This is a genomic window from Parcubacteria group bacterium, from assembly GCA_016204045.1.
Classification (GTDB): domain Bacteria; phylum Patescibacteriota; class Minisyncoccia; order Phycocordibacterales; family UBA2135; genus JACQLQ01.
In genome coordinates, this window is the sequence record JACQLQ010000004.1 from 1 (window position 1) to 22,908 (window position 22,908).

23 protein-coding genes and 1 tRNA gene are annotated in these 22,908 nt (G+C 48.3%); 21 read left to right on the forward strand and 3 right to left on the reverse strand.

Annotated features, from left to right (window positions below; genetic code table 11):
- The 17 genes from HY455_02460 to HY455_02540 form a co-directional block, all read left to right on the forward strand.
- Window positions 1–617 (forward strand): DUF5011 domain-containing protein (locus HY455_02460; GenBank protein MBI4118367.1); only part of this gene is annotated, 617 nt, incomplete at its 5' end.
- A gap of 30 nt (window positions 618–647) precedes the next feature.
- Window positions 648–1,694: a type I glyceraldehyde-3-phosphate dehydrogenase gene (locus tag HY455_02465; GenBank protein ID MBI4118368.1), complete on the forward strand. Its 1,047-nt coding sequence runs from the start codon at window positions 648–650 to the stop codon at window positions 1,692–1,694.
- 6 nt (window positions 1,695–1,700) lie between these two features.
- Window positions 1,701–2,159: an RpiB/LacA/LacB family sugar-phosphate isomerase gene (locus HY455_02470; protein MBI4118369.1), complete on the forward strand. Its 459-nt coding sequence runs from the start codon at window positions 1,701–1,703 to the stop codon at window positions 2,157–2,159.
- Between the two features lie 6 nt (window positions 2,160–2,165).
- The gene (locus HY455_02475; protein ID MBI4118370.1) at window positions 2,166–2,858 is read left to right on the forward strand and encodes a hypothetical protein; all 693 of its coding nucleotides are present in this window, start codon (window positions 2,166–2,168) and stop codon (window positions 2,856–2,858) included.
- Window positions 2,859–2,867: 9 nt separating this feature from the next.
- Window positions 2,868–3,716 carry a transketolase gene (locus HY455_02480; protein ID MBI4118371.1) on the forward strand — a complete coding sequence of 283 codons (849 nt, stop codon included), beginning with the start codon at window positions 2,868–2,870 and terminating at the stop codon, window positions 3,714–3,716.
- Window positions 3,709–4,704 carry a transketolase family protein gene (locus tag HY455_02485; protein MBI4118372.1) on the forward strand — a complete coding sequence of 332 codons (996 nt, stop codon included), beginning with the start codon at window positions 3,709–3,711 and terminating at the stop codon, window positions 4,702–4,704. The genes HY455_02480 and HY455_02485 overlap by 8 nt, the downstream gene beginning before the upstream one ends.
- A gap of 65 nt (window positions 4,705–4,769) precedes the next feature.
- Complete coding sequence (locus tag HY455_02490; GenBank protein MBI4118373.1) at window positions 4,770–5,114, forward strand: hypothetical protein; 345 nt, start codon at window positions 4,770–4,772, stop codon at window positions 5,112–5,114.
- A 252-nt stretch (window positions 5,115–5,366) separates the two neighbouring features.
- Complete coding sequence (locus HY455_02495) at window positions 5,367–7,178, forward strand: alanine--tRNA ligase (protein MBI4118374.1); 1,812 nt, start codon at window positions 5,367–5,369, stop codon at window positions 7,176–7,178.
- A gap of 60 nt (window positions 7,179–7,238) precedes the next feature.
- On the forward strand, window positions 7,239–7,988 hold the full coding sequence (rpsB, locus tag HY455_02500; GenBank protein MBI4118375.1) for a 30S ribosomal protein S2: 750 nt from the start codon (window positions 7,239–7,241) through the stop codon (window positions 7,986–7,988).
- Window positions 7,989–8,071: 83 nt separating this feature from the next.
- Window positions 8,072–8,665 (forward strand): elongation factor Ts, encoded by a 594-nt coding sequence (gene tsf, locus HY455_02505; GenBank protein MBI4118376.1) that lies wholly within the window; start codon window positions 8,072–8,074, stop codon window positions 8,663–8,665.
- A gap of 13 nt (window positions 8,666–8,678) precedes the next feature.
- Window positions 8,679–9,068 (forward strand): hypothetical protein, encoded by a 390-nt coding sequence (locus tag HY455_02510; protein ID MBI4118377.1) that lies wholly within the window; start codon window positions 8,679–8,681, stop codon window positions 9,066–9,068.
- 208 nt (window positions 9,069–9,276) lie between these two features.
- Window positions 9,277–9,352, forward strand: a tRNA-Thr gene (locus HY455_02515).
- A 62-nt stretch (window positions 9,353–9,414) separates the two neighbouring features.
- Window positions 9,415–10,155 carry a phenylalanine--tRNA ligase subunit alpha gene (gene pheS, locus HY455_02520; GenBank protein MBI4118378.1) on the forward strand — a complete coding sequence of 247 codons (741 nt, stop codon included), beginning with the start codon at window positions 9,415–9,417 and terminating at the stop codon, window positions 10,153–10,155.
- Between the two features lie 3 nt (window positions 10,156–10,158).
- Window positions 10,159–10,455 carry a PQ-loop repeat-containing protein gene (locus HY455_02525; GenBank protein ID MBI4118379.1) on the forward strand — a complete coding sequence of 99 codons (297 nt, stop codon included), beginning with the start codon at window positions 10,159–10,161 and terminating at the stop codon, window positions 10,453–10,455.
- A gap of 2 nt (window positions 10,456–10,457) precedes the next feature.
- Window positions 10,458–10,880, forward strand: a complete 423-nt coding sequence (locus HY455_02530; protein MBI4118380.1) for a pyridoxamine 5'-phosphate oxidase family protein — start codon at window positions 10,458–10,460, stop codon at window positions 10,878–10,880.
- 1 nt (window position 10,881) lies between these two features.
- Entirely contained in the window at window positions 10,882–12,678 is a 1,797-nt protein-coding gene (locus HY455_02535; GenBank protein MBI4118381.1) for a phenylalanine--tRNA ligase subunit beta, read from the forward strand.
- 107 nt (window positions 12,679–12,785) lie between these two features.
- Entirely contained in the window at window positions 12,786–14,873 is a 2,088-nt protein-coding gene (locus HY455_02540) for a type IIA DNA topoisomerase subunit B (GenBank protein ID MBI4118382.1), read from the forward strand.
- An 86-nt stretch (window positions 14,874–14,959) separates the two neighbouring features.
- Here HY455_02540 and HY455_02545 read toward each other — a convergent pair whose 3' ends face one another.
- From HY455_02545 to HY455_02555, 3 genes are all read right to left on the reverse strand, one after another.
- Complete coding sequence (locus HY455_02545; GenBank protein ID MBI4118383.1) at window positions 14,960–15,661, reverse strand: hypothetical protein; 702 nt, start codon at window positions 15,659–15,661, stop codon at window positions 14,960–14,962.
- A gap of 71 nt (window positions 15,662–15,732) precedes the next feature.
- On the reverse strand, window positions 15,733–16,983 hold the full coding sequence (thrS, locus tag HY455_02550) for a threonine--tRNA ligase (GenBank protein ID MBI4118384.1): 1,251 nt from the start codon (window positions 16,981–16,983) through the stop codon (window positions 15,733–15,735).
- A gap of 43 nt (window positions 16,984–17,026) precedes the next feature.
- Window positions 17,027–20,212 carry a DNA polymerase III subunit alpha gene (locus HY455_02555; GenBank protein MBI4118385.1) on the reverse strand — a complete coding sequence of 1,062 codons (3,186 nt, stop codon included), beginning with the start codon at window positions 20,210–20,212 and terminating at the stop codon, window positions 17,027–17,029.
- Between the two features lie 71 nt (window positions 20,213–20,283).
- On the opposite strand from HY455_02555, the gene HY455_02560 reads away from it, so the two are divergent.
- From HY455_02560 to rnc, 4 genes are all read left to right on the forward strand, one after another.
- Window positions 20,284–20,886, forward strand: a complete 603-nt coding sequence (locus HY455_02560) for a ribonuclease HII (protein ID MBI4118386.1) — start codon at window positions 20,284–20,286, stop codon at window positions 20,884–20,886.
- A gap of 38 nt (window positions 20,887–20,924) precedes the next feature.
- Window positions 20,925–21,152 (forward strand): 50S ribosomal protein L32, encoded by a 228-nt coding sequence (gene rpmF, locus HY455_02565; GenBank protein MBI4118387.1) that lies wholly within the window; start codon window positions 20,925–20,927, stop codon window positions 21,150–21,152.
- Between the two features lie 64 nt (window positions 21,153–21,216).
- Entirely contained in the window at window positions 21,217–22,122 is a 906-nt protein-coding gene (nusB, locus tag HY455_02570) for a transcription antitermination factor NusB (GenBank protein MBI4118388.1), read from the forward strand.
- A gap of 77 nt (window positions 22,123–22,199) precedes the next feature.
- Window positions 22,200–22,898 carry a ribonuclease III gene (gene rnc, locus HY455_02575; protein ID MBI4118389.1) on the forward strand — a complete coding sequence of 233 codons (699 nt, stop codon included), beginning with the start codon at window positions 22,200–22,202 and terminating at the stop codon, window positions 22,896–22,898.
- Window positions 22,899–22,908 lie beyond the last annotated feature (10 nt).

The window sequence follows — 22,908 nt, forward strand, 5'->3', positions numbered from 1 at the left end:
AACGCATAGGACTCATCGCAGAAGAAGCTCCTACAGAAATCCTTGCTAAAGGAGGTAAAGGCGTCGACCTCTACAAACTCGTCACTTCTGTCCTCTCTGCATTCCAGACCTTAGCAGAGAAGGTGGAGGGGGTGGTGGCGAAGGTTTCCGGGTTTGCTGAGTCGTTTACGACAGAAGAGCTTTGTGTAGCAGACCAAAGTGGTCAGAAGACATGCGTCACAAAAGCTCAACTAGATGCACTGCTTGCAGGACAGACTAATGTTGAGCCCGTGGCTATTACAGACACACCTGAAACAGAGAAAGAAGAGGCCCCCGACACAACACCCCCGACAGTCACAATCATCGGTGCCAATCCTGCTGAAATTGAAGTGAATGCCACCTACTCAGACAACGGAGCAGCGGTCTCTGACAACGTCGACTCGAACCTCGGTTACACCACGTACGTCGACGGTCTCCTCGTCACCCAAATCCAGCTTGATACCACAAGCCCAAGAACGTACATAATTGACTATGTTGCAACGGATAATGCTGGTAATACCGCGACAAGCACGAGAGAGGTTATAATAGGTGAGTCAGCACAGGAAGAAGAAATTGCAACAACTACACCTGAGATTTAAAAATCTAAAACTTTTAGCTATACTATTACAATGAAAACGAGAATTGCGATAAATGGCTTTGGTCGTATTGGTCGAGTCTTTTTCCGTGCCGCATGGGATAGACCCGAATTAGAAATCGTAGCAATAAATGATCTCGCAGAGCCCGACAATCTCGCATACCTCCTCAAGTACGACACGGTATACGGCAAGGCACCATTTGATGTGTCAGTCAAAACTGATGGTGAAAGAACGCTTTTTATCGTACATGACGGAACTGAAAAAGTTATTCCAATCCTCAAACAAAAAGATCCCTCACTTTTACCCTGGCGAGAGCTTGACGTCGATATTGCAGTAGAGGCGACGGGCGTATTCGAAAGCTATAAGAAAGCACAGTCACATCTGCATGCAGGAGCAAGGCGCGTTGTGGTAACCGCCCCAATAAAAGATGACCCCGTGGGGTTAAACGGGGCAACTATTTTACTGGGCATTAATGAAGAAGAGCTGAAAGTGTGCGACATTTCATCAAATGCTTCGTGTACTACGAATGCAAACGGTCCAGTAATGGCTATTCTTGATCAGACGATTGGGATAGAAAAAGCAATGTTGAACACTGTGCACGGGTATACTGCGTCTCAAGCGCTTGTAGATAACGCAGATGCAAAAGACTATCGCCGTGGTCGTGCCGCCGCGCAAAACATTGTTCCCTCAACGACAGGAGCCGCAAGTGCTACCAACAAAGCCCTTAAAAATCTCACCACCAACTTTGACGGCATAGCGATGAGAGTTCCCGTAATTTCGGGGTCTATTGTTGATATCACCTTCGTCGCTCGGAGAAAAACCTCTGTCGAAGAAGTAAACGAGATCTTGCGTCGCGCAGCGCGTGAAGAGCGGTGGAAGAAGGTATTTGCTGTTACGGACGAACCCCTTGTTTCCTCTGATATTATTGGCACCACCCACGCCTCAATAGTAGACTTAGCTTTTACCCGTGTCGTTGGCGGAGACCTGGTAAAAGTCCTTGCTTGGTACGACAACGAAATGGGGTATGTGTCTTCTCTTGTTGAACACGTCATTGTTAGCGGAAGTCATATCCGCAAGTAGAAAACCATGAAAATATATATTGCTTCGGATCACGCCGGCTTTGAACTCAAAAATTATCTTATTGAGTTGGTGAAAGTACTTGGCCATGAAGTAGAAGACAAAGGAGCCTTTTCTTATGACCCAAATGACGATTACCCGGACTTTGTTGTACAAGTAGCGCGCGAGATCTCAGAAAATCCTGACTCGACAAAAGTACGCGGAATTGTGCTCGGGGGATCGGGGCAGGGAGAGGCTATATGCGCCAACCGGTTCAAGCACGTGCGCGCCGTGGAGTACTACGCACCGAGCCGTGGGGAAGTCTCGATCATAAAAGATTCCCGAGGCCATAACGATTCCAATATTCTCTCTCTTGGTGCACGTTTTTTGACGAGAGAAGAGGCAGAAGATGCCGTACATCTATGGCTCGAGACCCCCTTCTCCGGAGATGAACGCCACATACGTCGGATTAACAAGATAGACCAGTAAATTACTGTGGTTGAAATTATCCCCGCACTTTTGGAGAAAGAATACACAGAAATAGAGCACAAAGCATCGCTTGTGCGTGGCCTTGTGCCAACACTACAGATCGATGTGATGGACGGTGTCTTTGCGCCAGATGTGAGTTGGCCATACGAAGACGGTAAGCAGGCGGGTTTCGAGCGGCTTCTCGAGGGCGATGTGCCCCTTCCGTTTTGGGAGGCATTTCAATACGAAATCGACTTGATGATACAAGACCCCGAAGAGGATATCTCTGAGTGGATTAAAACTGGCGCCTCACGGATTATCGTTCACGTCGAAAGCACCAAAAACTTGGAGGAGATTGTTGGAACATATGGGGCTCTGTCTGGATTCGCGGAATCTCTCGAACTTGGCCTCGCGCTCAGTATTGGGACACCCAACGATATACTGGAACCCTACATTGACCGTGTAAGCGTCGTTCAGTTCATGGGCATTTCTCAGATCGGGTTCCAGGGACAGCCGTTTGACGAACGGGTATTGGGGAAGATGCGTGATTTGCGCGCAGCACACCCCGACGTTACAATAAGTGTTGACGGAGGGGTCTCATTAAAAAATGCGCCAGGCATCATTGCGGCAGGCGCAAACCGCCTTGTCTCCGGGTCTGCTATTTGGAAAAGTGGAAACCCCGAGGAATCTATCAAAAAGTTTAAAAGTTTGAGTAGTTAAATTTTTTCCGTGCCGCATCTATACGATGACAAATTAAAGGAGTTAGAGGAGAAGGCGAACCAAGTCCGCATTTCGACCATCGAGTCGCTTGTTGCTGCGGGCTCTGGCCACACAGCTGGTCCTCTTGGTATGGCAGATATTTTTACTGCCTTTTATTTTCATATTTTAAACCATGACCCAAAGAATCCCTCCTGGGATGAACGGGACCGACTCTTCCTCTCCAATGGCCACATTACACCGGTTCGTTACGCCGCCATGGCGCATGCCGGCTATTTTCCGCTTGAAGAATTAAAGACGCTCCGTAAATTCGGTTCCCTGCTCCAGGGACATCCGGAACGGAAACGTCTGTTGGCCGTAGAAACAACGTCTGGCCCTTTGGGGTCGGGTCTTGGCCAGGCGGCTGGGTACGCATATGCTGCCCGCATGGATGGGAAGAAATTCCGTGTGTACTGCCTGATGTCGGATGGTGAACAGGACTGTGGTAACACGTGGGAATCAGTGATGTTTGCGGCAAACAATAAACTCACCAATCTGACAGCCGTTGTCGATCGCAACAACATCCAAATAAATGGCAAAACGGAACAAGTAATGCCCCTAGAACCTTTGCGCGAGAAGTACGAGGCATTTAATTGGCACGTTTTAGAAGTGGATGGCCACAATATTGAAGAATTTGTTGACGCCATTGAAGAGGCCAAAGCGATTGACGAAAAGCCGACAGTAATCATCGCTCACAATATCCCAGGAAGGGGTGTCAAAGAGATCGAGGGTGACTATCTCTGGCACGGAAAACCGCCGACCAAAGAGGAGGGTGAGCGTTTTATTGCGGAACTTAGGGCGCTCGGTGAAAAACATGATTAATCCAAAAGCAAAACTGGTTACTGCCATATTCGACTCAAAGTCACTTGAGAAAGCGCCAACGCGCGACGGCTTTGGCAAAGGAGTCGTCGAGGCGGGAACCAAGGATGAACGAGTAGTGGTTTTGTGCGCTGACCTTGTCGAGTCAACGCGTGCTCACTGGTTCAGAGAGAAGTTCCCCGAGCGCTACATCGAGCTTGGTGTTGCCGAGCAGAACCTGGCAACTGTCGGTTCCGGTATGGCGAACTACGGCAAGATACCGTTCATTGCTTCGTACGCGGCCTTTTCTCCAGGTAGAAATAACGAACAAATTCGAACGACGATAAGCATAAATGAGGTACCTGTAAAGATTTGCGGCATGCACGCGGGTGTCTCTGTGGGCCCTGACGGGGCAACGCACCAGGCGCTTGAGGATATGGCTCTGATGCGCTCACAGCCGAACATGGTGGTGGTGTATCCGTGCGATGCGGAAGAGGCGAGAAAAGCAACGTACGCCGCGGCATTTAATGACAAGCCCACCTATCTCCGTTTTGCTCGAGAAAAGACTCCCGTTTTCACTACCAAGGACACACCTTTTGAAATAGGACGGGCGGAGTATTTTTGGACGACCGAGAGGCCATACGCCACAATCATGACAACGGGCGCACTTACGCACAATGCGCTTCTTGCTGCAAAAGAACTGGAAGATGAGGGGATTTCCGTTGACGTACTAAACCACCACACCATTAAGCCTATTGACCGAGCAGCGATTATCGAAGCGGCAAAAAAGACCGGAGCTGTGGTCACTGTCGAAGAACACCAAATTGCGACGGGATTTGGCTCTGCTGTTGCTGAAGTCCTTGCGGAAGAGTGCCCCGTGCCGATAGAGTTTATTGGTGTCCGCGACCAATTTGGACAGTCAGGAGAGCCGGCGGAATTAATTGAACACTATGGTATGGGGGTCTCGCACATTAAGGAAGCTGTAAATAGGGTGGTGAGCCGTAAGCAGTAATCTATCGACTCTAGAGGGGTCGTATGTTACGCTTCGGAAAGAAATATTTGGGAAGGGAATAACCAATGGCGGTAGACGCCCATCCCCACAACAGCGACAAAGTCCCCGACGTAAGAGATGTTTCCCCATTTGCTATCGGTTGCGAAAAATTAGTCGTCGATGAGTCGTGTGGTATCGTCCACTTCGTACATCCGGAGAATCGGAACGTGTATGCGATGTATATCGATAATGCGTCTGGTTTGAGTTGCATTTGGTGCCTTAAGCCAGAGACCGAAGATGGAGGGACCAATATTCTTGCTGCTCACAAAGCGACAGAAGAGGAAGCGCGGCAATGGCACGAAGTACTCGATGTGCTTACCACTGATTTCGATGTTCCTACTACAGATACCGGTGAAAGGGTGTTGCAATGACCTCCGAGAGAGGGTACCCTCAAACAAGTTACTCCTGAGGTAGAAAAATGAATAACGATGAAGACTCGTTCGCCTTTACCATGGAAGTTCCGGAAAGCTCGAATATCCCACCCGTTGTTCTCTTTGTAGTCCTTGTTCTTTGGGTCGGCATCTCCTTCTGGACTTTTACTCCCTTTTATTAAGCCAAACCAGGCGTGCCCCATCATTTTGAAGGGGCTTTTTTCGTATATTCCTTCGTGTATAATGAAGGACATGCGATCAGAAGAAATACGCAAGCGCTACCTCACTTTTTTTGAGAAAAGGGGACACACCATACTCCCGTCCGCTTCCCTCGTGCCAGAGAATGACCCAACAACGCTTTTTACTGGGTCTGGGATGCAGCCGCTCATCCCGTATCTTCTTGGTGAAAAACACCCCCAAGGGAAGCGCTTGGCGAACTCACAGAAATGTTTTCGTTCACAGGATATTGAGGAGGTGGGGGATAATCGCCACACCACCTTTTTTGAGATGCTTGGGAATTGGTCCTTGGGCGACTACTGGAAAGAAGAGCAGTTGTCTTTATTTTTTGAATTCCTGACTAAAGAAGCAGGCATAGATAAAAATCGGCTATGGGTAACCTGCTTTGAGGGCGATGCATCATTAGGCCTCTCGCGCGATGACGAATCTGCAGAGATTTGGAAGAGATTAGGTATTCCAGACGGTCAGATAAGATTCTACAGCTCAAAGAAAAACTGGTGGAGTCGTTCAGGGATACCAGAGAATATGCCAGTCGGCGAGCCGGGTGGGCCCGACTCGGAGGTATTTTTTGATTTTGGAGAACACGCAAAGCTCCATGAACAATCGCCCTGGAAAAATGAACAGTGTCACCCAAACTGTGACTGCGGACGATTCATGGAAATCGGGAATTCGGTCTTCATGCAATATATAAAGAAGGAAGATGGTTCATTTGGGCTTTTGCCGACTCGAAACGTGGACTTTGGTGGGGGATTAGAGCGGATTACCGCCGCGTCACAGGGGGAGAGCGACATTTTTGTCGCCAACAGTGACTACATTATTGGGAGAATTGAACAAGTGACGGGAGCCGCCTATGCGGAGAACCGTATCGCCTTCCGCATCATTGCAGACCACATTAAAGCCGCAGTCTTTCTCATTGGAGATGGTATTCTGCCCTCAAACAAGGACCAGGGGTACTTTGTAAGAAGATTGTTGCGGAGAGCAATGGTGCATTTAAGCAAATTGTCACCCAATATCCCGCTTACGTCTTTTATCCAAGGGATTGTAGAGGCATACAAAACGCAGTACCCAGTGCTCGCAGAAAAACAAACAGCAATAGAGGAGGCTATCGCGCTTGAAGAAGCACGGTTCACGACGACACTCGGTCGTGGCATGAAGGAGTTTGAGCGTCTTGCCAAGGATGGGGCAATAACAGCGCAAGATGCTTTTCAGTTGTTCACCACATACGGCTTTCCGGTGGAACTTATTGTTGAGGAAGCCCGTGCGCGAGGTATTAAACAACTTGACCTGAACGGACTGCAAGAGTTATTGCGACAACATCAGGAACTTTCCCGCGCTGGGGCAGAACAGAAGTTTAAAGGAGGCCTGGCAGACACAAAGCCCGAAACAGTTAAGCTTCACACCACACACCATCTCCTTCTCGCAGCGTTGCAAAGGGTACTTGGCCCGCACGTGAAGCAACGGGGGAGCAACATCACCTCCGAGCGTCTTCGAATCGACTTCTCACATCCTCAAAAAATGACTAAAGAGGAAATCGCTCAGGTTGAAACCCTTGTGAATGAACAGATAAAGAAGGGACTCAAGATGGTACGTCGCGACATGCCTAAGGAAGAGGCGGAAAAGATCGGAGCAGAGATGGAGTTCGGTGCGAACTATGCTGATATCGTCTCTGTGTACTTTTGTGAGGATGAAGAGGGAAATGTCTTCAGTAAAGAGTTTTGTGGGGGCCCCCATGTTAAAAATACAGCTGACATTCAAGGGACCTTTAAAATCATGAAGGAGGAAGCTGTTTCCGCGGGGGTGAGGCGCATAAAAGCAGTTATTGAATAGCCGCACAGCGCAAGGTGTGGGGGTTGCAAAAATAAGCCCTTACTGGTATATTGTCTTCTCATGGAATCCCAATCTGATAACGCAACACTTGTCGAACGACTCTTTAAGGCCGGGGCGCATTTTGGATTTTCAAAATCACGTCGCCACCCATCGTTCGTACGACATATTTTTGGTTCAAAAAACAGCAACGACATCATTGATCTCGAGAAAACAGCGGTAGCTCTCTCAGCCGCCAAGACATTCGTAGAGAAGATGGGTCGCGATGGCAAAAACATTCTTATCGCTGGCACCAAACCCGAGGTGCGCAGTTTTGTAGAAGAGCAAGCAAAAAAAGCCGGCATTGCGTATGTGACCGAACGCTGGGTTGGGGGATTGCTCACAAACTTTCATCAGATGCGAAAACGAGTAGAGCGCCTAGAGAAACTCGAGGACGAAAAGGCAAAAGGTGCTCTCGATGTCTACACTAAGAAAGAACGCTTGGGTATTGATGAGGAAATTCGCGCCCTTGAACACATGTTCAACGGCATCCGTACTCTGAAACAGCTTCCTGACCTCGTTTTCATCGTTGATTCTAGGCACGAAGAAACAGCGCTTTTGGAAGCGCGAAAGCTCGGCATTCCGGTTGTAGCGCTTTCGGGTAGTGACTGTGATGTAAGTAAGATTGCATACCCAATTCCCGCCAACGACTCGGTGCTCCAAAGTATCACCTTCTTTGTGGAAGAGATTCTCTCGGCGTTTAAGCGCGGAAGGGAAGAGTTTCAACTAAAAGGAAAGACAGAGGTGCAAGCAGCTCCTAAGGAGACAAAATAATTCAAATACAATAAAAACACTTATTTTGTGTCTTGTTTTGGTTTTTCGTAAAGAATCCATCACTCGGCACGCAGTACAAACTTATGGTGACACTCGATGATGTAAAAGTATTACGCGAAGAGACCGGCATCTCCATCATGGAATGCAAAAAGGCACTTGAAGAGGCTGGTGGTGATTTTGATAAAGCACGCGCACTTCTTCGAAAACAGGGTGCTAAGATTGCAGCTAAAAAGGCGGAGCGCAAGCTCGGATCTGGCGTTGTCGCTTCCTACATACACTCCGACAACAAACTCGGCGTCTTGGTTGAGGTGCTTTCTGAAACAGACTTTGTGGCGCGGAACGACGATTTTCGCGAACTTGCAAACGATATTGCTATGCATATCGCAGCCCTCTCTCCTGAGTATGTGAAGGACGCAGATGTGAACCCGGAAGAACGCGCCCGAGTACGCGCGGAATTTGCAGAACAAGATGAGGTAAAACAAAAACCAGAAAACATCCGAGAAAAAATAATCGAAGGTAAGACAGACGCTTACTTTAAAGAGAAAGTGCTTCTTCGCCAACCTTTTGTTAAAAACGGAGATATAACAGTAGAAGAGCGCATTCAGCAGGCGACACAAAAAACCGGGGAGAAAATCGAGGTTGTCCGCTTTGTGCGCATGGGTCTCCTTGGGCGATAGTTATACAAACCACATGACCCTATACGTTTTTCTTGGACTTGGAGTACTTGCATTGGTTGAACTTTTGGCGATTGCTCTTTTTCGTACGTGGGAGTTCAGAACTGGTCGGGTCGCCTACCCAAGTGAAGAGGGGGTAATCTTTGATCTACGAAAGGGGATTCGCACCCTCCTCGCCTTGGAACATTGGGCAAAAGAAGCCACACATGTGTATGGTGAGGCCTCCATGAACCACGGATGGAAACACCTCAACAAAGTTCTCAATCACTATCAGATTATTGAGAAGCTTTCTCGCCCCCGCGAGCTTCTCAAGGGAAGGCGCCAAATGATAGAAAACGCCAACCCCTCGGCAATTTGGAGCGCACTCAATAGTCGAAAAGAACAGTCAAAAGACGAGGAAAAATAGAAGCTATACTCTCCCTCCCCAATTTCCTGTCTGTGCTCGACAAAATAGTGTATTGTTTGTAGTATTAATGCGGAAGTACTACCATGTGCCAAACATAGCTGTTTTGGTAAGTATCGATTGACTCTTCGCTTAGTATAGCTGTCTTGGTAGGTATCAACAGTTCTCTCCGCCAGACACAGCTGTCTTGGTAGGTATCAATAGTCTTTTCGCCAGCATAGCTCAGTTGGTAGAGCAACGGTTTTGTAAACCGTAGGTCGTCGGTTCGAATCCGACTGCTGGCTCCACCCTTCCCGGGAACGGCCTCTACGCCGTTTCTTTTTTTGTTTCTTTTGCTACAATTGGCGGTATGGCAAGAGAAGAAACTAGGGGCCACATACACCCCATTTCATCGCTAATGCGTGAGGCAAACGGTATTTTTAATTCGTTAGGATTCACCCTTGCAGAAGGCCCACTCCTCGAAACACAGTGGCACAACTTCGATGCGTTGAATGTACCAAGGAACCACCCGGCACGCGACATGCAGGACACCTTTTTTATAAAAGATGAACCAGAGAATGTCTTGCGCACTCACACCACATCAGTCCACGCCCACTATATAAAACGACAACTTGAGAAAGGCATTCAGCCACCTTACCGCGCTATCGCAATGGGAAAAGTGTTTCGAAACGAAGCGACGGATATGACTCATGAGGCAGAGTTTTTTCAGATAGACGGCTTTGCCATTGGAGAAGATATTACGCTTGCGCACCTACGAAGCACGCTTACAGAATTTTTTAGCAGGCTCATGCATGGAACAGCGGAGGTTCGCTTCCGTCCGAGCTTTTTCCCATTTACCGAACCAAGTGTTGAAATTGATATGCGGGCTACAGGGACAAATGTTCCCGAAAAACTCAAGGGGCGCTGGATTGAGATTATGGGTGCGGGAATGTTCCATCCAAACGTAATAAAGAATTACGGTCTTGATCCAGAAAAATACCGAGGGTTCGCATTTGGGGGAGGCATTGACCGTCTCGCGGTTCTTCGATGGGGTATTCCTGATGTTCGGCTCGTGCACTCTGCTGATTTACGTTTCATTAATCAATTTTAATCCATGCTCCCTATTGATTTTAGTCTCATAGTGGTAGTTGGCGTGGCTGTCACGGTCATGACTATTGTAAGTAAGGTCATTGGGCTTCCTCACCAGATCAAAAAGAACTTTGACCGTAAATCAACCGAGGGGGTTTCTTTGGTTGTGTACGTCCTTTCTTTTTCTACATACGCCCTGTGGACACTTTACGGGTTTCTAAGAGGGGATTTGGTTGTTTTTCTTGCCCACGGTGCCTTGGGGTGTTTGGTTACTGGAATTATTCTCTATCAATTCTTCCTGTATAGAAAGAAGATCCAATAACCATGAATGAACAAAAGAAACAAGTTTTAGACTTTTTACGTCGTCACAAAGCGGGTGTGCTTGCAACGGTGTCGCCTGAGGGCCATCCTGAGGCCGCTGCGGTAGAATATGGTTCTACAGATACTCTAGAGCTTGTTTTTGATACATTTGTTATGTACCGAAAATATACAAATCTTCAAGCCAATCCGCGGATAGCTTTTGTGGTGTGGGACGGAGACAAAACAGTGCAATACGAAGGAACCGCCGCGATGGTTTCGGACAAAGAGACTCTCCAGGAGCTAAAAGGGTTATTCTTCTCTCAAGTACCTGAGGCAAAAAAGTTTGAGGCGCTAGAGGCAACTCGTTTTTTCAAGGTTTCTCCTACATGGATACGATATAAAGACTATGCAATCAGTCCAGACCCGCTTTTTGAACTAACTTTTTAATATGAAGATCAACTACCCGTGGCTTCAAACATACTTTGAGGAGAAACTTCCTCCACCCACAGAGCTTGCAGAAGCCCTTACTTTTCATGCATTTGAGATAGAGAGTGTTGACGGCGATGTCCTCGATGTGAAGGTGACCCCAAACCGCGGACACGACGCGCTTTCTCACCGTGGCATAGCCAAGGAGTTGTCGGCAATTCTCAATATTCCGCTCAAGCACGACCCACTGAGGGAGTCTGTCTCTTTGCTTCCACAAACAGACGCGGTTGCTGTTTCTCTACCAGAAACAGGGTTATGTGGCCGCTATATTGCCGGATATCTCCGCGGAGTTAAGGTGGGGCCCTCTCCGCAATGGCTGAAAGAACGCATTGAATCTATTGGCCAGAGGAGTATCAATAATGTGGTTGATGCCGCAAACTTCGTCATGTTTGACCTTGGGGAGCCACTCCACGCCTTTGACGCGGGGAAGTTCACTAAGAAGGGGAACCAGATTACAGTGGGCGTTCGGAACGCGAAACAATCTGAACGAATCACAACACTCGAGGGTAAGGAGTATGAACTCACCACCGCACACCTCGTGATCACCGATGACGGCTCTGACACGCCCATCGCAATTGCCGGAGTTAAGGGTGGTAAACTTCTCGAGGTTACCCCTGGAACGACAGAGCTCATTCTTGAGGCGGCTGCCTTCGATGGTGTTTCGGTACGCAGAGGAGCCGCGGCCCTTAAACTACGAACAGAGGCAAGTAGCAGATTTGAACAAGTTCTTTCCAAGGAATTGCCGCTCTATGCGATGAATGCTTTTGCAAAATTAGTGCTAGAAGTAGCGGGGGGTGAGGTAGTCGGTTTTGTAGATGCGTATCCGGAACCACAGACAGTAGCACCCGTTACTGTGAGCGTGAGCCAGATCAATGGCCTGTTGGGCACACACTTTTCTCCAAAAGACGTCGAGGGTGTGTTCACGCGTCTCGACTTGCCCTACATCGCAAAGGGCGAAACATTTACAGTACACCCACCGCACGAGCGTCTGGACCTCACAATACCCGAAGACCTTGTCGAAGAAGTGGGGCGCATTAAGGGCTACGAGAACGTCCCAGCCTCTAATCTCCCCGCGGCCTCACGACAACCTGAGGTCTCTAGAGTGTTTGCGCTAGAAGATGCTATCCGCGAAAACTTCCTCGGAAGAGGTTACACCGAAGTACTTACCTCAGTCTTTACAGAAAAGGGCGAGCGCGCTGTCTTAAACAAGGTTGATAGCGTTAAACCATACCTGCGGGAGAGTCTTCTGCCTGGCCTCACGTATGCTCTAGAAAAAAATGTCCCCAACAAAGGACTTCTTGGCCTCACAAGTATCAAACTTTTTGAGATTGGAACCGTTTGGAGGAATGGTAAAGAAGAAACACTTGTTGGCACAGCCGATGAGAAGAGTGCAACCGAACAATCTTTGGAGGAAGCGGGAAAACTCCTCGATGTTTCTGTGTACAAAAACTATCCCCTATCAACAACCGTCGCATACCAACCATTTTCACAATACCCAGCTGTACTCCGTGATGTTTCCCTCTTTGTTCCGTCTGGAGTTTCTGCCACCGACGTAGAACAGGTAATTAGAGGGGTGGGGACAGACCTGCTCGTGAAGGTGGAGAATTTTGATGTATTCGAGAAGGGCAACCAAACATCGTACGCACTACACTTGGTGTTTCAGGCAGATGACAGGACACTTACTGACAGTGAGGTAAGCACAATCATGGAGAACGTTACCCGCGCCCTTGAGGGACGCGAAGGTTGGAAGGTTCGGTAGGGGATTTTCGACAGTAGCAACCCGCACTCTCGCGGCCTTTTCCACAGTTATTGGTTAAGAAAAAGATTTGTAATTACGGGCTCTTTTTGATAAAATAGAGGGTAATTATGGCTAAGAAGAATGAGGCAAAAAAGCCTGCAAAACAAGGCTCTGGGCAAGGTGAGTATCGGGCCTCTGCTATTACTGTTTTAAAGGGCCTAGAACCGGTCAGGAAACGACCGGGAATGTATATAGGCACAACTGGTCTTGAGGGGCTCCACCACCTCATCTGGGAGGTTTTCGACAACTCGCGAGACGAGGCAATGGCGGGGCATGCCAACCGGATTGAAGTCGTACTTCTGTCTGGAAATCGAATCAGGGTGACCGATAACGGTCGCGGCATTCCTGTTGATATGCACAAAGAAGCAAAGACCTCTGCGCTCGAGGTCATCATGACAACCCTGCACGCGGGAGGTAAGTTTGGCGGTGAGGGATACAAGATCTCTGGAGGTCTCCATGGTGTCGGTGTCTCTGTCGTCAACGCGCTCTCGGTTAATACAAAGGTAGAGGTGCATCGTGAGGGCGGTGTATTCATGCAGGAGTATCTGCGCGGTAAACCTAAGCAGAAGGTGAAAAAAATCGGCTCTTCAGACCTCCACGGTACCATTGTCACCTTTGAGGCTGACCCGGAGATTTTCGAAAAAATCGAATTCAACTGGAACACTGTCGTTGATCATCTCCGCCAACAGGCGTATCTCGTCAAGAAACTGCATATCTCTGTTCTTGATGCGCGCACGAGCCCCGATGCGATTCCTGATAAAGACGTCTTTTACTTGAGTGACGCGGGGCTAAACGTCCCTTCAATGTCCTTCTACTTCGAGGGGGGGTTGTTGTCGATGGTAAAGTTCTACAACGAAGAAGCAAAACCAGTCCACAAAGATATATTCTATGTTGAGAAGGAAGCCGACAACGTTTTTGTTGAGGTAGCATTCCAATATATTGACGATATTTCGTCACGCGAGATGGCGTTTGCAAACAACACCTATAACTCCGAAGGTGGTACGCACCTAACTGGTTTCCGAACAGCTCTCACAAGGACTCTTAATGACTATGCTAAGAAAAATAATCTACTGAAAGCAGGTGATGATACTCTCTCTGGAGATGATGTTCGTGAGGGTATTACAGCGGTGGTCTCCGTCAAACTACGAGAGATACAGTTTGAGGGACAAACTAAAGCAAAACTAGGAAGTGTGGAGGCGCGTGGCGCAGTAGAAAAGGTCTTTGGAGATGCGCTTGCGACGTTTTTTGAAGAACGCCCCGATGATGCTCGAGCTATTGTCGGCAAGGTTATTATCGCGCTTAAGGCTCGCAAGGCGGCAAAAGCGGCCAAAGATAGCGTGCTTCGCAAGGGAGCACTTGAGGGATTCACCCTTCCGGGCAAACTCGCCGACTGCCAGTCCCACGACAGAGACGAAACAGAGCTTTTTATTGTGGAGGGTGACAGCGCAGGTGGTTCTGCAAAAACAGGCCGCGACAGAAGGACGCAGGCTATTCTGCCACTTCGTGGAAAGATATTAAACGTCGAGCGTGCCCGCTTAGACAAAATGCTTGCCTCAAATGAGATCAAAGCCCTTGTCATTGCGCTTGGTACGGCCATTGGCGACACCTTTGATGCAGAGAAGCTTCGTTACGGCAAGATTATTATCGCAACCGATGCCGACGTCGATGGTGCGCACATCCGGACTCTCCTCCTGACTCTTTTCTATAGATACTTCAATCCTTTGGTAGAAACGGGACATATTTATATCGCCATGCCACCGCTCTACAAACTCACTAAGGGTAAGGAGGCGTTTTATGCGTACAATGATGCTGAAAAAGATAAGATCGTCGCCCGAGAAGGTGGTTTATCTGAGGAACCACTAGAGGTGGTAGATGAAGAAGCAGAAGAGGCCATTCCAGAAGATGAAGTTTCAGGAAAGGGGAAGACAAAAAAGGCGGCTCGCATTTCTATACAACGCTACAAGGGTCTTGGAGAAATGAACCCCGAAGAGCTTTGGGAAACCACAATGAACCCAAAAACTCGTACGCTGAAGCAAGTTACTGTTGAGGATGCTCGCGAAGCAGATCGTGTCTTCGATGTGCTCATGGGTACTGATGTACCATCACGTAAATCGTTTATTCAAACACACGCCAAAGAGGCAGAGTTAGACATTTAATTTATAGGTAAACCAAAATTTTCTTTACACGTAAAAAAACCTATAGTCAAAATTACGTGTATATTACAACTTTAAAACTCCCCCAATTAAAATCGGGGGAGTTTGCAACCTGCCATGTCTTTTCCGCACATGAACTCGGTAATATCTTTCTCCGAGGCGCGGGCGTCAATAACGACGAATCTACTGCCCGTGATAACGCTCGACGCTGTTGAAGCTGGGAACACGTACACTCCCGTTAGCCGAGCATACTCAATGGCTTGCATGATGAGCGGGGAGCGCTTAGCACGAGCGAAGAATCGCTCGAAATCAGGAAAAGAGATGTGTAAATATGAGTAGATAATCCCCAACGGAGCCGCTTCTTTCACAAGGAGGGCTTTCTGTATGGATTCTCCTGCTGTGGCCGGGTCCAAGAACTTCCGGATCTCGTTTAGAGAAGCTTCAGCATCGATATTTACCCATCCTGTGCCGATGAGGAAGTTGTCGCTAACATACACAATCGTGCCACGTGGCAAAATAGACCCCGTCGTGAGGAGCTTAAAGACAGTGAAGACGAGTTCAAGCTGGGGATCTTCTGCGACTCGGTCTAGAAATGCCGAAAATCCACCGTCTTTCCCCGTGAAGGAGGGGATATAGAGATTAAAGTTTCGTGCCGCAAATTCTTTACGAGCATCATCCCTGGTCTCGACTCTCGTCGCCTCTTCAATCGCGACAGCTCCGTAGACGTCTTTTGAAAAAACAATGGGCCCCAAGAGAACAAGGGCAATAAACAAAATACTTTGCTTTGACACGGCCCCGTCCTCCTTAGGTATCTTCTGCTATTTAAACACAAAAAAACCAACTCCGCAACTTCTGGAAGGACTTAGGCACGGCGCTCCTCAATTTCAAGCACAAGCTTTTGAGTTAATTCCTCAAGAGAAATTTTTTGTTTTGGAGTTCCATCGGTCCGACTCTCTAGCGTCACGTTATTCGCGCCAACTTCTTCATCACCCAAAACAAGGAAATAAGGGACTTTTTCCACGCGCACCTTTCTAATGCGCTTTCCAAGTGTCTCGTCTTCTCCAGAAAGTTCGGCTCTAATACCCGCCTCTCTAAGTGTTTGAGTTACTTTCTCTCCATACTCTCTATGTGTCGCGCCCACAGGCAAAACTGCAATCTGGACAGGGGAGAGCCAGAGGGGGAAGGCTCCCTGGAGATGTTCGATGAGAACCGACAGAAAGCGTTCAATTGATCCCATGATGGCGGCGTGGATCATTACGATTCGTTCTTTTTCACCCGCTTCATTTATGCATGTGAGGTCAAATCGTTCGGGCATGTTCATGTCCAACTGAATTGTGGCCACCTGCCAGAGACGTCCGCGAGCATCTTCGGCCATAAAATCAAGTTTTGGTCCGTAGAATGCCGCTTCGCCAGGGCCTTCAATTGTTTCTGCATTCTTGCTTTCAGCAATCTCGCGTAAGATGCTTTCTGCGGTTTCCCAACGACTCTGTTCGCCAAGGAATTTTTCAGGATGGAGAGGGTCGCGGAAGGACAAACGAATCTTCTTCGGAGTAAACCCAAAAGTTCTATAGAACTTTTCAATAATGTCCCAAATTTTTATGAATTCCTCCTTTACCTGTGATTCACGACAGAAGGTGTGTGCGTCATCTTGGGTAATCGAACGAGTGCGAGAGAGGCCATTAAGCTCCCCTGACTGTTCGTCGCGATATACCATCGTCGTGTTTGCATACCGCTGAGGAAGCTCCCGATAACTCCATGGACGCCGCGCATAGATCTGTGTGTGGTGAGGACAGTTCATGGGCTTTAAGGCAAACTCGTCCTCTTCGCGTGTTTTGATTTTGAAAAGATCTTCCTTGAACTTCTCCCAGTGCCCGCTCGTCTCGTAGAGTGCCCGCTTAGTAATGTGGGGGATTTCCACTTTTTGGAATCCGTGTACGGAGCGCAGCTGAAAGACGTAGTCATCAAGGAGATTGCGCAAAATGGTGCCTTTTGGGGTCCATAAAGGAAGCCCTGAACCTACAAGGTCCGAAAACGTGAACAAGTCGAGCTCTTTGCCGAGCTGTTTGTGGTCTTTCTCTTGCGGCTCCTCCTTGGGTTGTTTTTCTTGCGCCATAATCATCAATTGTATACTCAAATCTGAAATCTGCAATCTTAAATTAAAGCTCTTTTATGCTTTCGACGACCAAGCTCGGCTCGCCATTTCGACGCGATACGCGCCCCTTCATCAGCACTTGTTTGTCAGCCTCAAGAAGCGACTTATATTTACTAAACGCAGAGGGAAACACGACCACCTCTATCGAATCATTAAAATCAGCTACCTTGAGAAAGGCCATCTGTTCACCCTTCTTTGTCATTATGGGCTTTGCCTCGAGAATGATGCCGCCGATAAGTGTCGTGACACCATCACGGTAATTTTTGACTTTAGTAATGTTTATTTGCAGCTCTTTTAGTCGTTTCTCGTGTTTCTTGAGCGGATTCCCAGAGATATAGAGACCGAGTAGTTCTTTCTCCCACGCGAGCTTCTGTTCTTCACTGAGTGGTTCAGTCTCGGGCAACCGCAGTTGCGGAACCGATGTTTTGTTTTCCATAAGACCAAAGAGAGAGCTTTGAGCCTTTTCGTTTCTTGCGTGTTCGCGGTTGTACGCAAGAGCGGTTTCCAAACTACCAAGTGCCGTGCCGCGTTCGACCAATTCATCAAGAGCCCCGGCTTTAATGAGGGATTCCAGGGATTTCTTATTCATGTTTTTATGGTTCATCCGCTCCAGAAAATCAGCATACGATTGGAATGACCCCTTTGATTCGCGCTCGAGAATGACTGCTTCTGCGATATCCTGACCGAAGTTCTTTATCGAAAGCAGGCCGAAACGAATTTTGTCTCCTTCTTCTCCTACTCCCTTAATAACAGTGAAGTCGGTAAAGCTTTCGTTAACGTTTGGCGGCAGAACAGAGATTCCCATGCGCGTACAATCTGCGATGATTCCGGCAACTTTCTCAATGTCTCCCGCTTCTGCAGTCAAAACCGCAGTCATATATTCCGCCGGGTAGTTTGCCTTCATAAAAGCAGTTTGATAGGCAACCACACCGTAACTAGCGGCGTGCGCCTTGTTGAACCCGTATCCCTGGAAGGGTTCAAAGAGCCTCCAGAGAGCTTCTGCTTCCTCTTTTTTCATTCCGCTATGCTTTTCGCACCCTAGAACGAATATCTTGTGCTGTTTTGCCATTTCCTCCGGGATCTTTTTACCAACCGCCTTACGAAATTTATCGACTTCACCCCACGAATATCCTGCGACCTCGATTGCGGTCATCAAAAGGTCATCTTGATACACAAGCACCCCATAGGTGCGTTCGAGGAAACTCTTCATCTTCGGGTGCGGGTATGTTATTGTCGTCCTCCCGTGTTTGCGGGCAATGTATTCGTTGATGTTATCCATCGGACCTGGACGATACAGGGCCACCATAAGGTTAATGTCGTGGACTGTGGTTGGTTTCAGATCGACAAGAGAGCGAGTCATTCCATCACCGTTCAGCTGAAATACACCCGCCGTCTCACCGCGCGAAAGCATCTCAAATGTTTTTTTGTCATCAAGGGGAATTGTGTGGACGTCCCATCTCTGCCCACGATACTTCTCCACAAGGTTAATCGCGTCCGCCAAAATAGCAAGGTTCCGAATACCCAAGAAGTCGAGTTTGAGGAGACCCACGTCTTCGACTGCGTACATATCGTACTGGGTAATCATGTTCGAACCACCGGGGTCGAGCTGGACCGGTGTGTAATCCGTGACCGGCCCAGGAGCAATCACAACACCCGCCGCATGCACCGAAACGTGCCGCACGGTGCCTTCGAGGCGTTTTGCAAGGTCGAGTATTTCACGCGCGGCCTCTTCTTTGTCGTGCATCATCTTCAGATCGGGAGAAATCTCGAAAGCATGTTCAATCGTCATTGGAAATCCTTGCGAACCAAAAGGGATTTGTTTTGCAATTCTATCTCCGAGGTCGTATGGATGCCCGAGCGCGCGCGCAACATCACGAACAGCGCCACGAGCCATCATGGTGCCGAAGGTGCCGATTTGCGCTACGTGATTCTCTCCATACTTCTTTCGCGCGTAGGCAATCACCTCATCACGACGGTTGTCCGCGAAGTCCATATCAATATCCGGGGCCGACGGTCGATCTGGGTTCAAAAAACGCTCGAATGGTAGGTCAAAACGCAGGGGGTCAACACTTGTGATACCGAGAAGGTACGAGACAAGCGAACCCGCGGCGGATCCTCTGGTATTGGTCAAAATGCCGTTCTCTCGAGCGAAGCGGAGGAGGTCACCCACGACGAGAAAATAAGGGGAATACCCCTTCCCTTGAATGACGGAGAGCTCATAGTCAATCCTCTCCTTGATTTCGGGAGTCTCTGCAATACCACGAAAGGAGAGGCCTTCATACGCCAATCGCCGCAATTCCATATCGTGCGTAACCCCCTGTGGAACTTTGTAATCAGGAAAGACCCAGCTACCAAGTTTGAGATCGATAGTGCAACGCTCCGCTATTTCAGAAGTCCTCTCTACCGCCTCTGGCACATCCGCAAAATATTTGTAAGCCGTTTCCGTGTCGATGAAAGAAAAGTCATCATTCGCGAACGAAAGACGGTTTGTATTCTCAACATCCGTCCCTTGCTGTACCGCCAAAAGCGTCTCATGCGCGCGTGCGTCATCTTTGTGTAGATAATGGGAGTCTTGTGTGGCGACAAGCGGAACGCCAGTTTGTCTCGAAAGCTCAATTGTGGCGGCACGAATCTCTGCATACCCCTCGACTCCTGGGTGGTACATAATCTCCAAAAAGTAATTGTCTTTACCAAAAATGTCTTGATACTCGGCAATAATAGCGCGGGTTGCGGCCGTATTTTTGCCCGCGATAGTGCGCGAGAGTTCGCCGGCCATACACCCCGAGAGGGCGATGAGCCCTTCTTTGTGTTCGCGGAGGAGCTCTTTATCAACGCGCGGTTTGTAGTAGAAACCCTCTAAGTGCGCTTTTGATACAAGCTGAATCAAATTCCTATAGCCAGTTACGTTTTGGGCAAGAAGTGTCAGGTGAAAGCGACGATTATCAACACCCGAACGCTTGTCATGACGGCTCCCGTTTGCAACATAGGCCTCTAGTCCAATGATGGGCTTAATGCCTTCTTTTTGGCACGCTTTGTAAAACTCGATTGCGCCATACATCGCACCGTGGTCTGTGATAGCGAGTGCAGGCATCCCATACTTTTTTGCCAATTTCACCATCTCTTGCACATTGGAAAGGCCATCAAGAAGAGAGTAATGCGAGTGTGTATGGAGATGCACAAAAGGCTTCATGGTAGTATGAGTATAACATACCAAAAAACAGAGAATTTCTAATACGTTGCGAGATTGAAGATGAGGATTTTATGAGCAAGTTTACCCACATCATTGGTATTGATGAATCAGGGAGGGGACCTCTTGCGGGCCCAGTTTTTCTGGGGGCCGTATGCATGAGACGTGCCAACCTTCACTATTTGGAACATCACTTTGTTGGATTGAAAGATCCAAAACGAATGACCGCAAAGCAACGTGAAGAATGGTTTGTTGTGTTAAAAGAAGCAGAGGAGCGGAGGATATTCCAGGTTTCCGTCACATTCTCAAGTCATGCGACCATAGACGCGCACGGCATTGTTCCTGCGATTCGTTTTGCGCTTCACCGTGCGTCACGACGCATCAAAGCCCCGCGGGACACAACACGAGTCCTTCTTGACGGTGGGTTGAGGGCACAACGTACCTTTTTGAACCAAACAACCATTGTGAGGGGCGACTCAAAAGAGCCACTCATTATGTTGGCTGCCCTTGCCGCTAAGGTAACTCGCGATAGATACATGCGTCGTCTCCATGTGGAATACCCGCAATACGCCTTCGACCAACACAAAGGGTACGGCACCGCGCTTCACTACACGGCCCTACAAAAATACGGCCCATCCCCGGTACATCGGCGATCTTTCCTTGGGGGACTCCAATAGGTATTGCTTTTTAGAGGAAACTAGGGTATGCTCCAAAAATGGTTGTACACATGCGACACACGCGGAGCCATACGGGAAACCGACGCTCTCACCATGCCTTAAAGAGGCCGCCTCTTGCGGTGTGTTCAAACTGTAACGCCAAGCGCCTGCAACACCACGCATGTCTCAATTGCGGAATGTACCGCGGGAGAAAAGTTATCGATGTTGCCAAGAAATTGGCCAAAAAAGAGCGCAAACAAAAAGAACTCGCAAACGCCGGTCGCTAGCTAGTAGCTTTTAACTTAGTAGGATTTTCCCTAGTAAGCTATAAGCTGAAAGCTAAAAGCGTTTATGGCAAATAGGCACCTTGCAAGAAGTATTGTCATGCAGACGCTCTTTGAGTGGGATTTTGGTAGCAAGACAGAAACGGAAGCAATAGAGATACTCAAACGAAATGTCGCAGAATTCGCTCCCGGAGCCGGAGATTTTTCTTTTATGGAAAATCTCTTGAAGGGTATCTTTAAGAAGCGAAAAACACTCGACGATATTATCGAGAAGGCTGCCCCTGAATGGCCAATAGCAAAAATAGCGATTATTGACCGTAACGTACTCCGCATTGGGCTTTACGAACTTCTTTTCGCAGACCACCAAGAGGTCCCCACAAAGGTAGCCATCAACGAGGCCATCGAACTCGCAAAATCTTTCAGCGGGGAGACAAGCGGACGTTTTGTAAACGGTGTTTTGGGAGCTGTCTACCGAGAGCTCGGAGAACCGGGGAAAGACGATGTGGCGAAGAAAAAGAAAGGAAAGACCCCCATCGACCCATCAAAGCTCCCCCTGGAACAGCTCGGTGGTTCTGTCGTCTATGCGCAGAACGGCAAGACGGTGTACCTTGCTTTCGTACACGACATATTTGGCCGATGGACGCTCTCCAAGGGTAAGCTCGAAAAAGATGAAAAAGTCGAGGATGGAACTACGCGAGAAATTAAAGAAGAAATCGGCGTTGATATCGTTATCAAAGAGAAAATAGGGGACAATGAATACATAGCCAACGATCCTGAGCGCGGTAAGATTAGAAAGCGGGTTACCTATTTTCTCGGAGAAGCACCGTATAAAGAATTAACACTTGGTCCGTCGGGTGGCCTCGACGACGCCAAGTGGTTTGAATTAAAAGAAATACCCCAGCTAACAATGTACGAAGATATTATTCCCATTGTTACAAAAGGTATAACATTACTAAAAAAATATCAGCAATAATATAGGCACTGGGCTTTAGACAGTAGACGTCGCGTTTGAAACGCTCTAGGGTCTAAAGCCTAGTCCCTTAATTACTCATGAAGCATTTTTCGGAGTTTGAAGGGAAGATAGGGGTTTCGTTTGCTGACAAAAATCTTCTTAAACAAGCCTTTACGCACCGCTCATTCCTTAATGAGCACCCCGGGGAAGATATTCAACACAATGAACGTCTCGAATTTTTAGGAGACGCTGTTTTAGAGCTCGTCTCAACCGAGTATCTTTATGCCACCTTCCCCAATAAGCCGGAAGGAGAGTTAACTGCTTACCGAGCGGCACTCGTTAACACCGTGAGTATTTCTTCAGTCGCCAAGACCTTGGAAATGGACAACTATCTTTTGCTGTCCAAGGGTGAGGCGCGCGATGTAGGCAAGGCACGCCAATTTATACTCGCAAACACCTACGAAGCCTTTATCGGGGCGTTATATCTTGATCAAGGATATGAGGCCGCAAGGACTTTTATCACAACAACGCTTCTCTATCGGCTCAAGACAATACTTGAGGAGCGTTCTTGGCAAGACGCAAAAAGCCATTTCCAAGAAGAAGCACAGGAAAAGACAGGGGTCACTCCTTCGTATTCAGTTCTCAAAGAGGAGGGGCCTGACCATGCTAAAATATTCACTGTTGGTGTTTATTTGGGCGACGAGGAAGTTGCGGTAGGACAGGGGCAGTCAAAACAGGAAGCAGAGCAAGGCGCTGCCGCAGAAGCTCTGAAAAGAAAGGGGTGGGGGCAACAATAATGGCAGCACC

What these genes read in the sequence shown, in the direction of transcription:
- HY455_02485 (MBI4118372.1), top strand. Translation starts at nt 3,709, where the DNA reads ATGATTAATCCAAAAGCAAAACTGGTTACTGCCATATTCGACTCAAAG.
- HY455_02470 (MBI4118369.1), top strand. Translation starts at nt 1,701, where the DNA reads ATGAAAATATATATTGCTTCGGATCACGCCGGCTTTGAACTCAAAAAT.
- HY455_02525 (MBI4118379.1), top strand. Translation starts at nt 10,159, where the DNA reads ATGCTCCCTATTGATTTTAGTCTCATAGTGGTAGTTGGCGTGGCTGTC.
- HY455_02490 (MBI4118373.1), top strand. Translation starts at nt 4,770, where the DNA reads ATGGCGGTAGACGCCCATCCCCACAACAGCGACAAAGTCCCCGACGTA.
- HY455_02465 (MBI4118368.1), top strand. Translation starts at nt 648, where the DNA reads ATGAAAACGAGAATTGCGATAAATGGCTTTGGTCGTATTGGTCGAGTC.
- rpsB (MBI4118375.1), top strand. Translation starts at nt 7,239, where the DNA reads ATGGAATCCCAATCTGATAACGCAACACTTGTCGAACGACTCTTTAAG.
- HY455_02495 (MBI4118374.1), top strand. Translation starts at nt 5,367, where the DNA reads ATGCGATCAGAAGAAATACGCAAGCGCTACCTCACTTTTTTTGAGAAA.
- nusB (MBI4118388.1), top strand. Translation starts at nt 21,217, where the DNA reads ATGGCAAATAGGCACCTTGCAAGAAGTATTGTCATGCAGACGCTCTTT.
- HY455_02555 (MBI4118385.1), bottom strand. Translation starts at nt 20,212, where the DNA reads ATGAAGCCTTTTGTGCATCTCCATACACACTCGCATTACTCTCTTCTT.
- HY455_02540 (MBI4118382.1), top strand. Translation starts at nt 12,786, where the DNA reads ATGGCTAAGAAGAATGAGGCAAAAAAGCCTGCAAAACAAGGCTCTGGG.
- rpmF (MBI4118387.1), top strand. Translation starts at nt 20,925, where the DNA reads ATGGTTGTACACATGCGACACACGCGGAGCCATACGGGAAACCGACGC.
- HY455_02530 (MBI4118380.1), top strand. Translation starts at nt 10,458, where the DNA reads ATGAATGAACAAAAGAAACAAGTTTTAGACTTTTTACGTCGTCACAAA.
- HY455_02560 (MBI4118386.1), top strand. Translation starts at nt 20,284, where the DNA reads ATGAGCAAGTTTACCCACATCATTGGTATTGATGAATCAGGGAGGGGA.
- HY455_02510 (MBI4118377.1), top strand. Translation starts at nt 8,679, where the DNA reads ATGACCCTATACGTTTTTCTTGGACTTGGAGTACTTGCATTGGTTGAA.
- pheS (MBI4118378.1), top strand. Translation starts at nt 9,415, where the DNA reads ATGGCAAGAGAAGAAACTAGGGGCCACATACACCCCATTTCATCGCTA.
- thrS (MBI4118384.1), bottom strand. Translation starts at nt 16,983, where the DNA reads ATGGCGCAAGAAAAACAACCCAAGGAGGAGCCGCAAGAGAAAGACCAC.
- rnc (MBI4118389.1), top strand. Translation starts at nt 22,200, where the DNA reads ATGAAGCATTTTTCGGAGTTTGAAGGGAAGATAGGGGTTTCGTTTGCT.
- HY455_02535 (MBI4118381.1), top strand. Translation starts at nt 10,882, where the DNA reads ATGAAGATCAACTACCCGTGGCTTCAAACATACTTTGAGGAGAAACTT.
- tsf (MBI4118376.1), top strand. Translation starts at nt 8,072, where the DNA reads ATGGTGACACTCGATGATGTAAAAGTATTACGCGAAGAGACCGGCATC.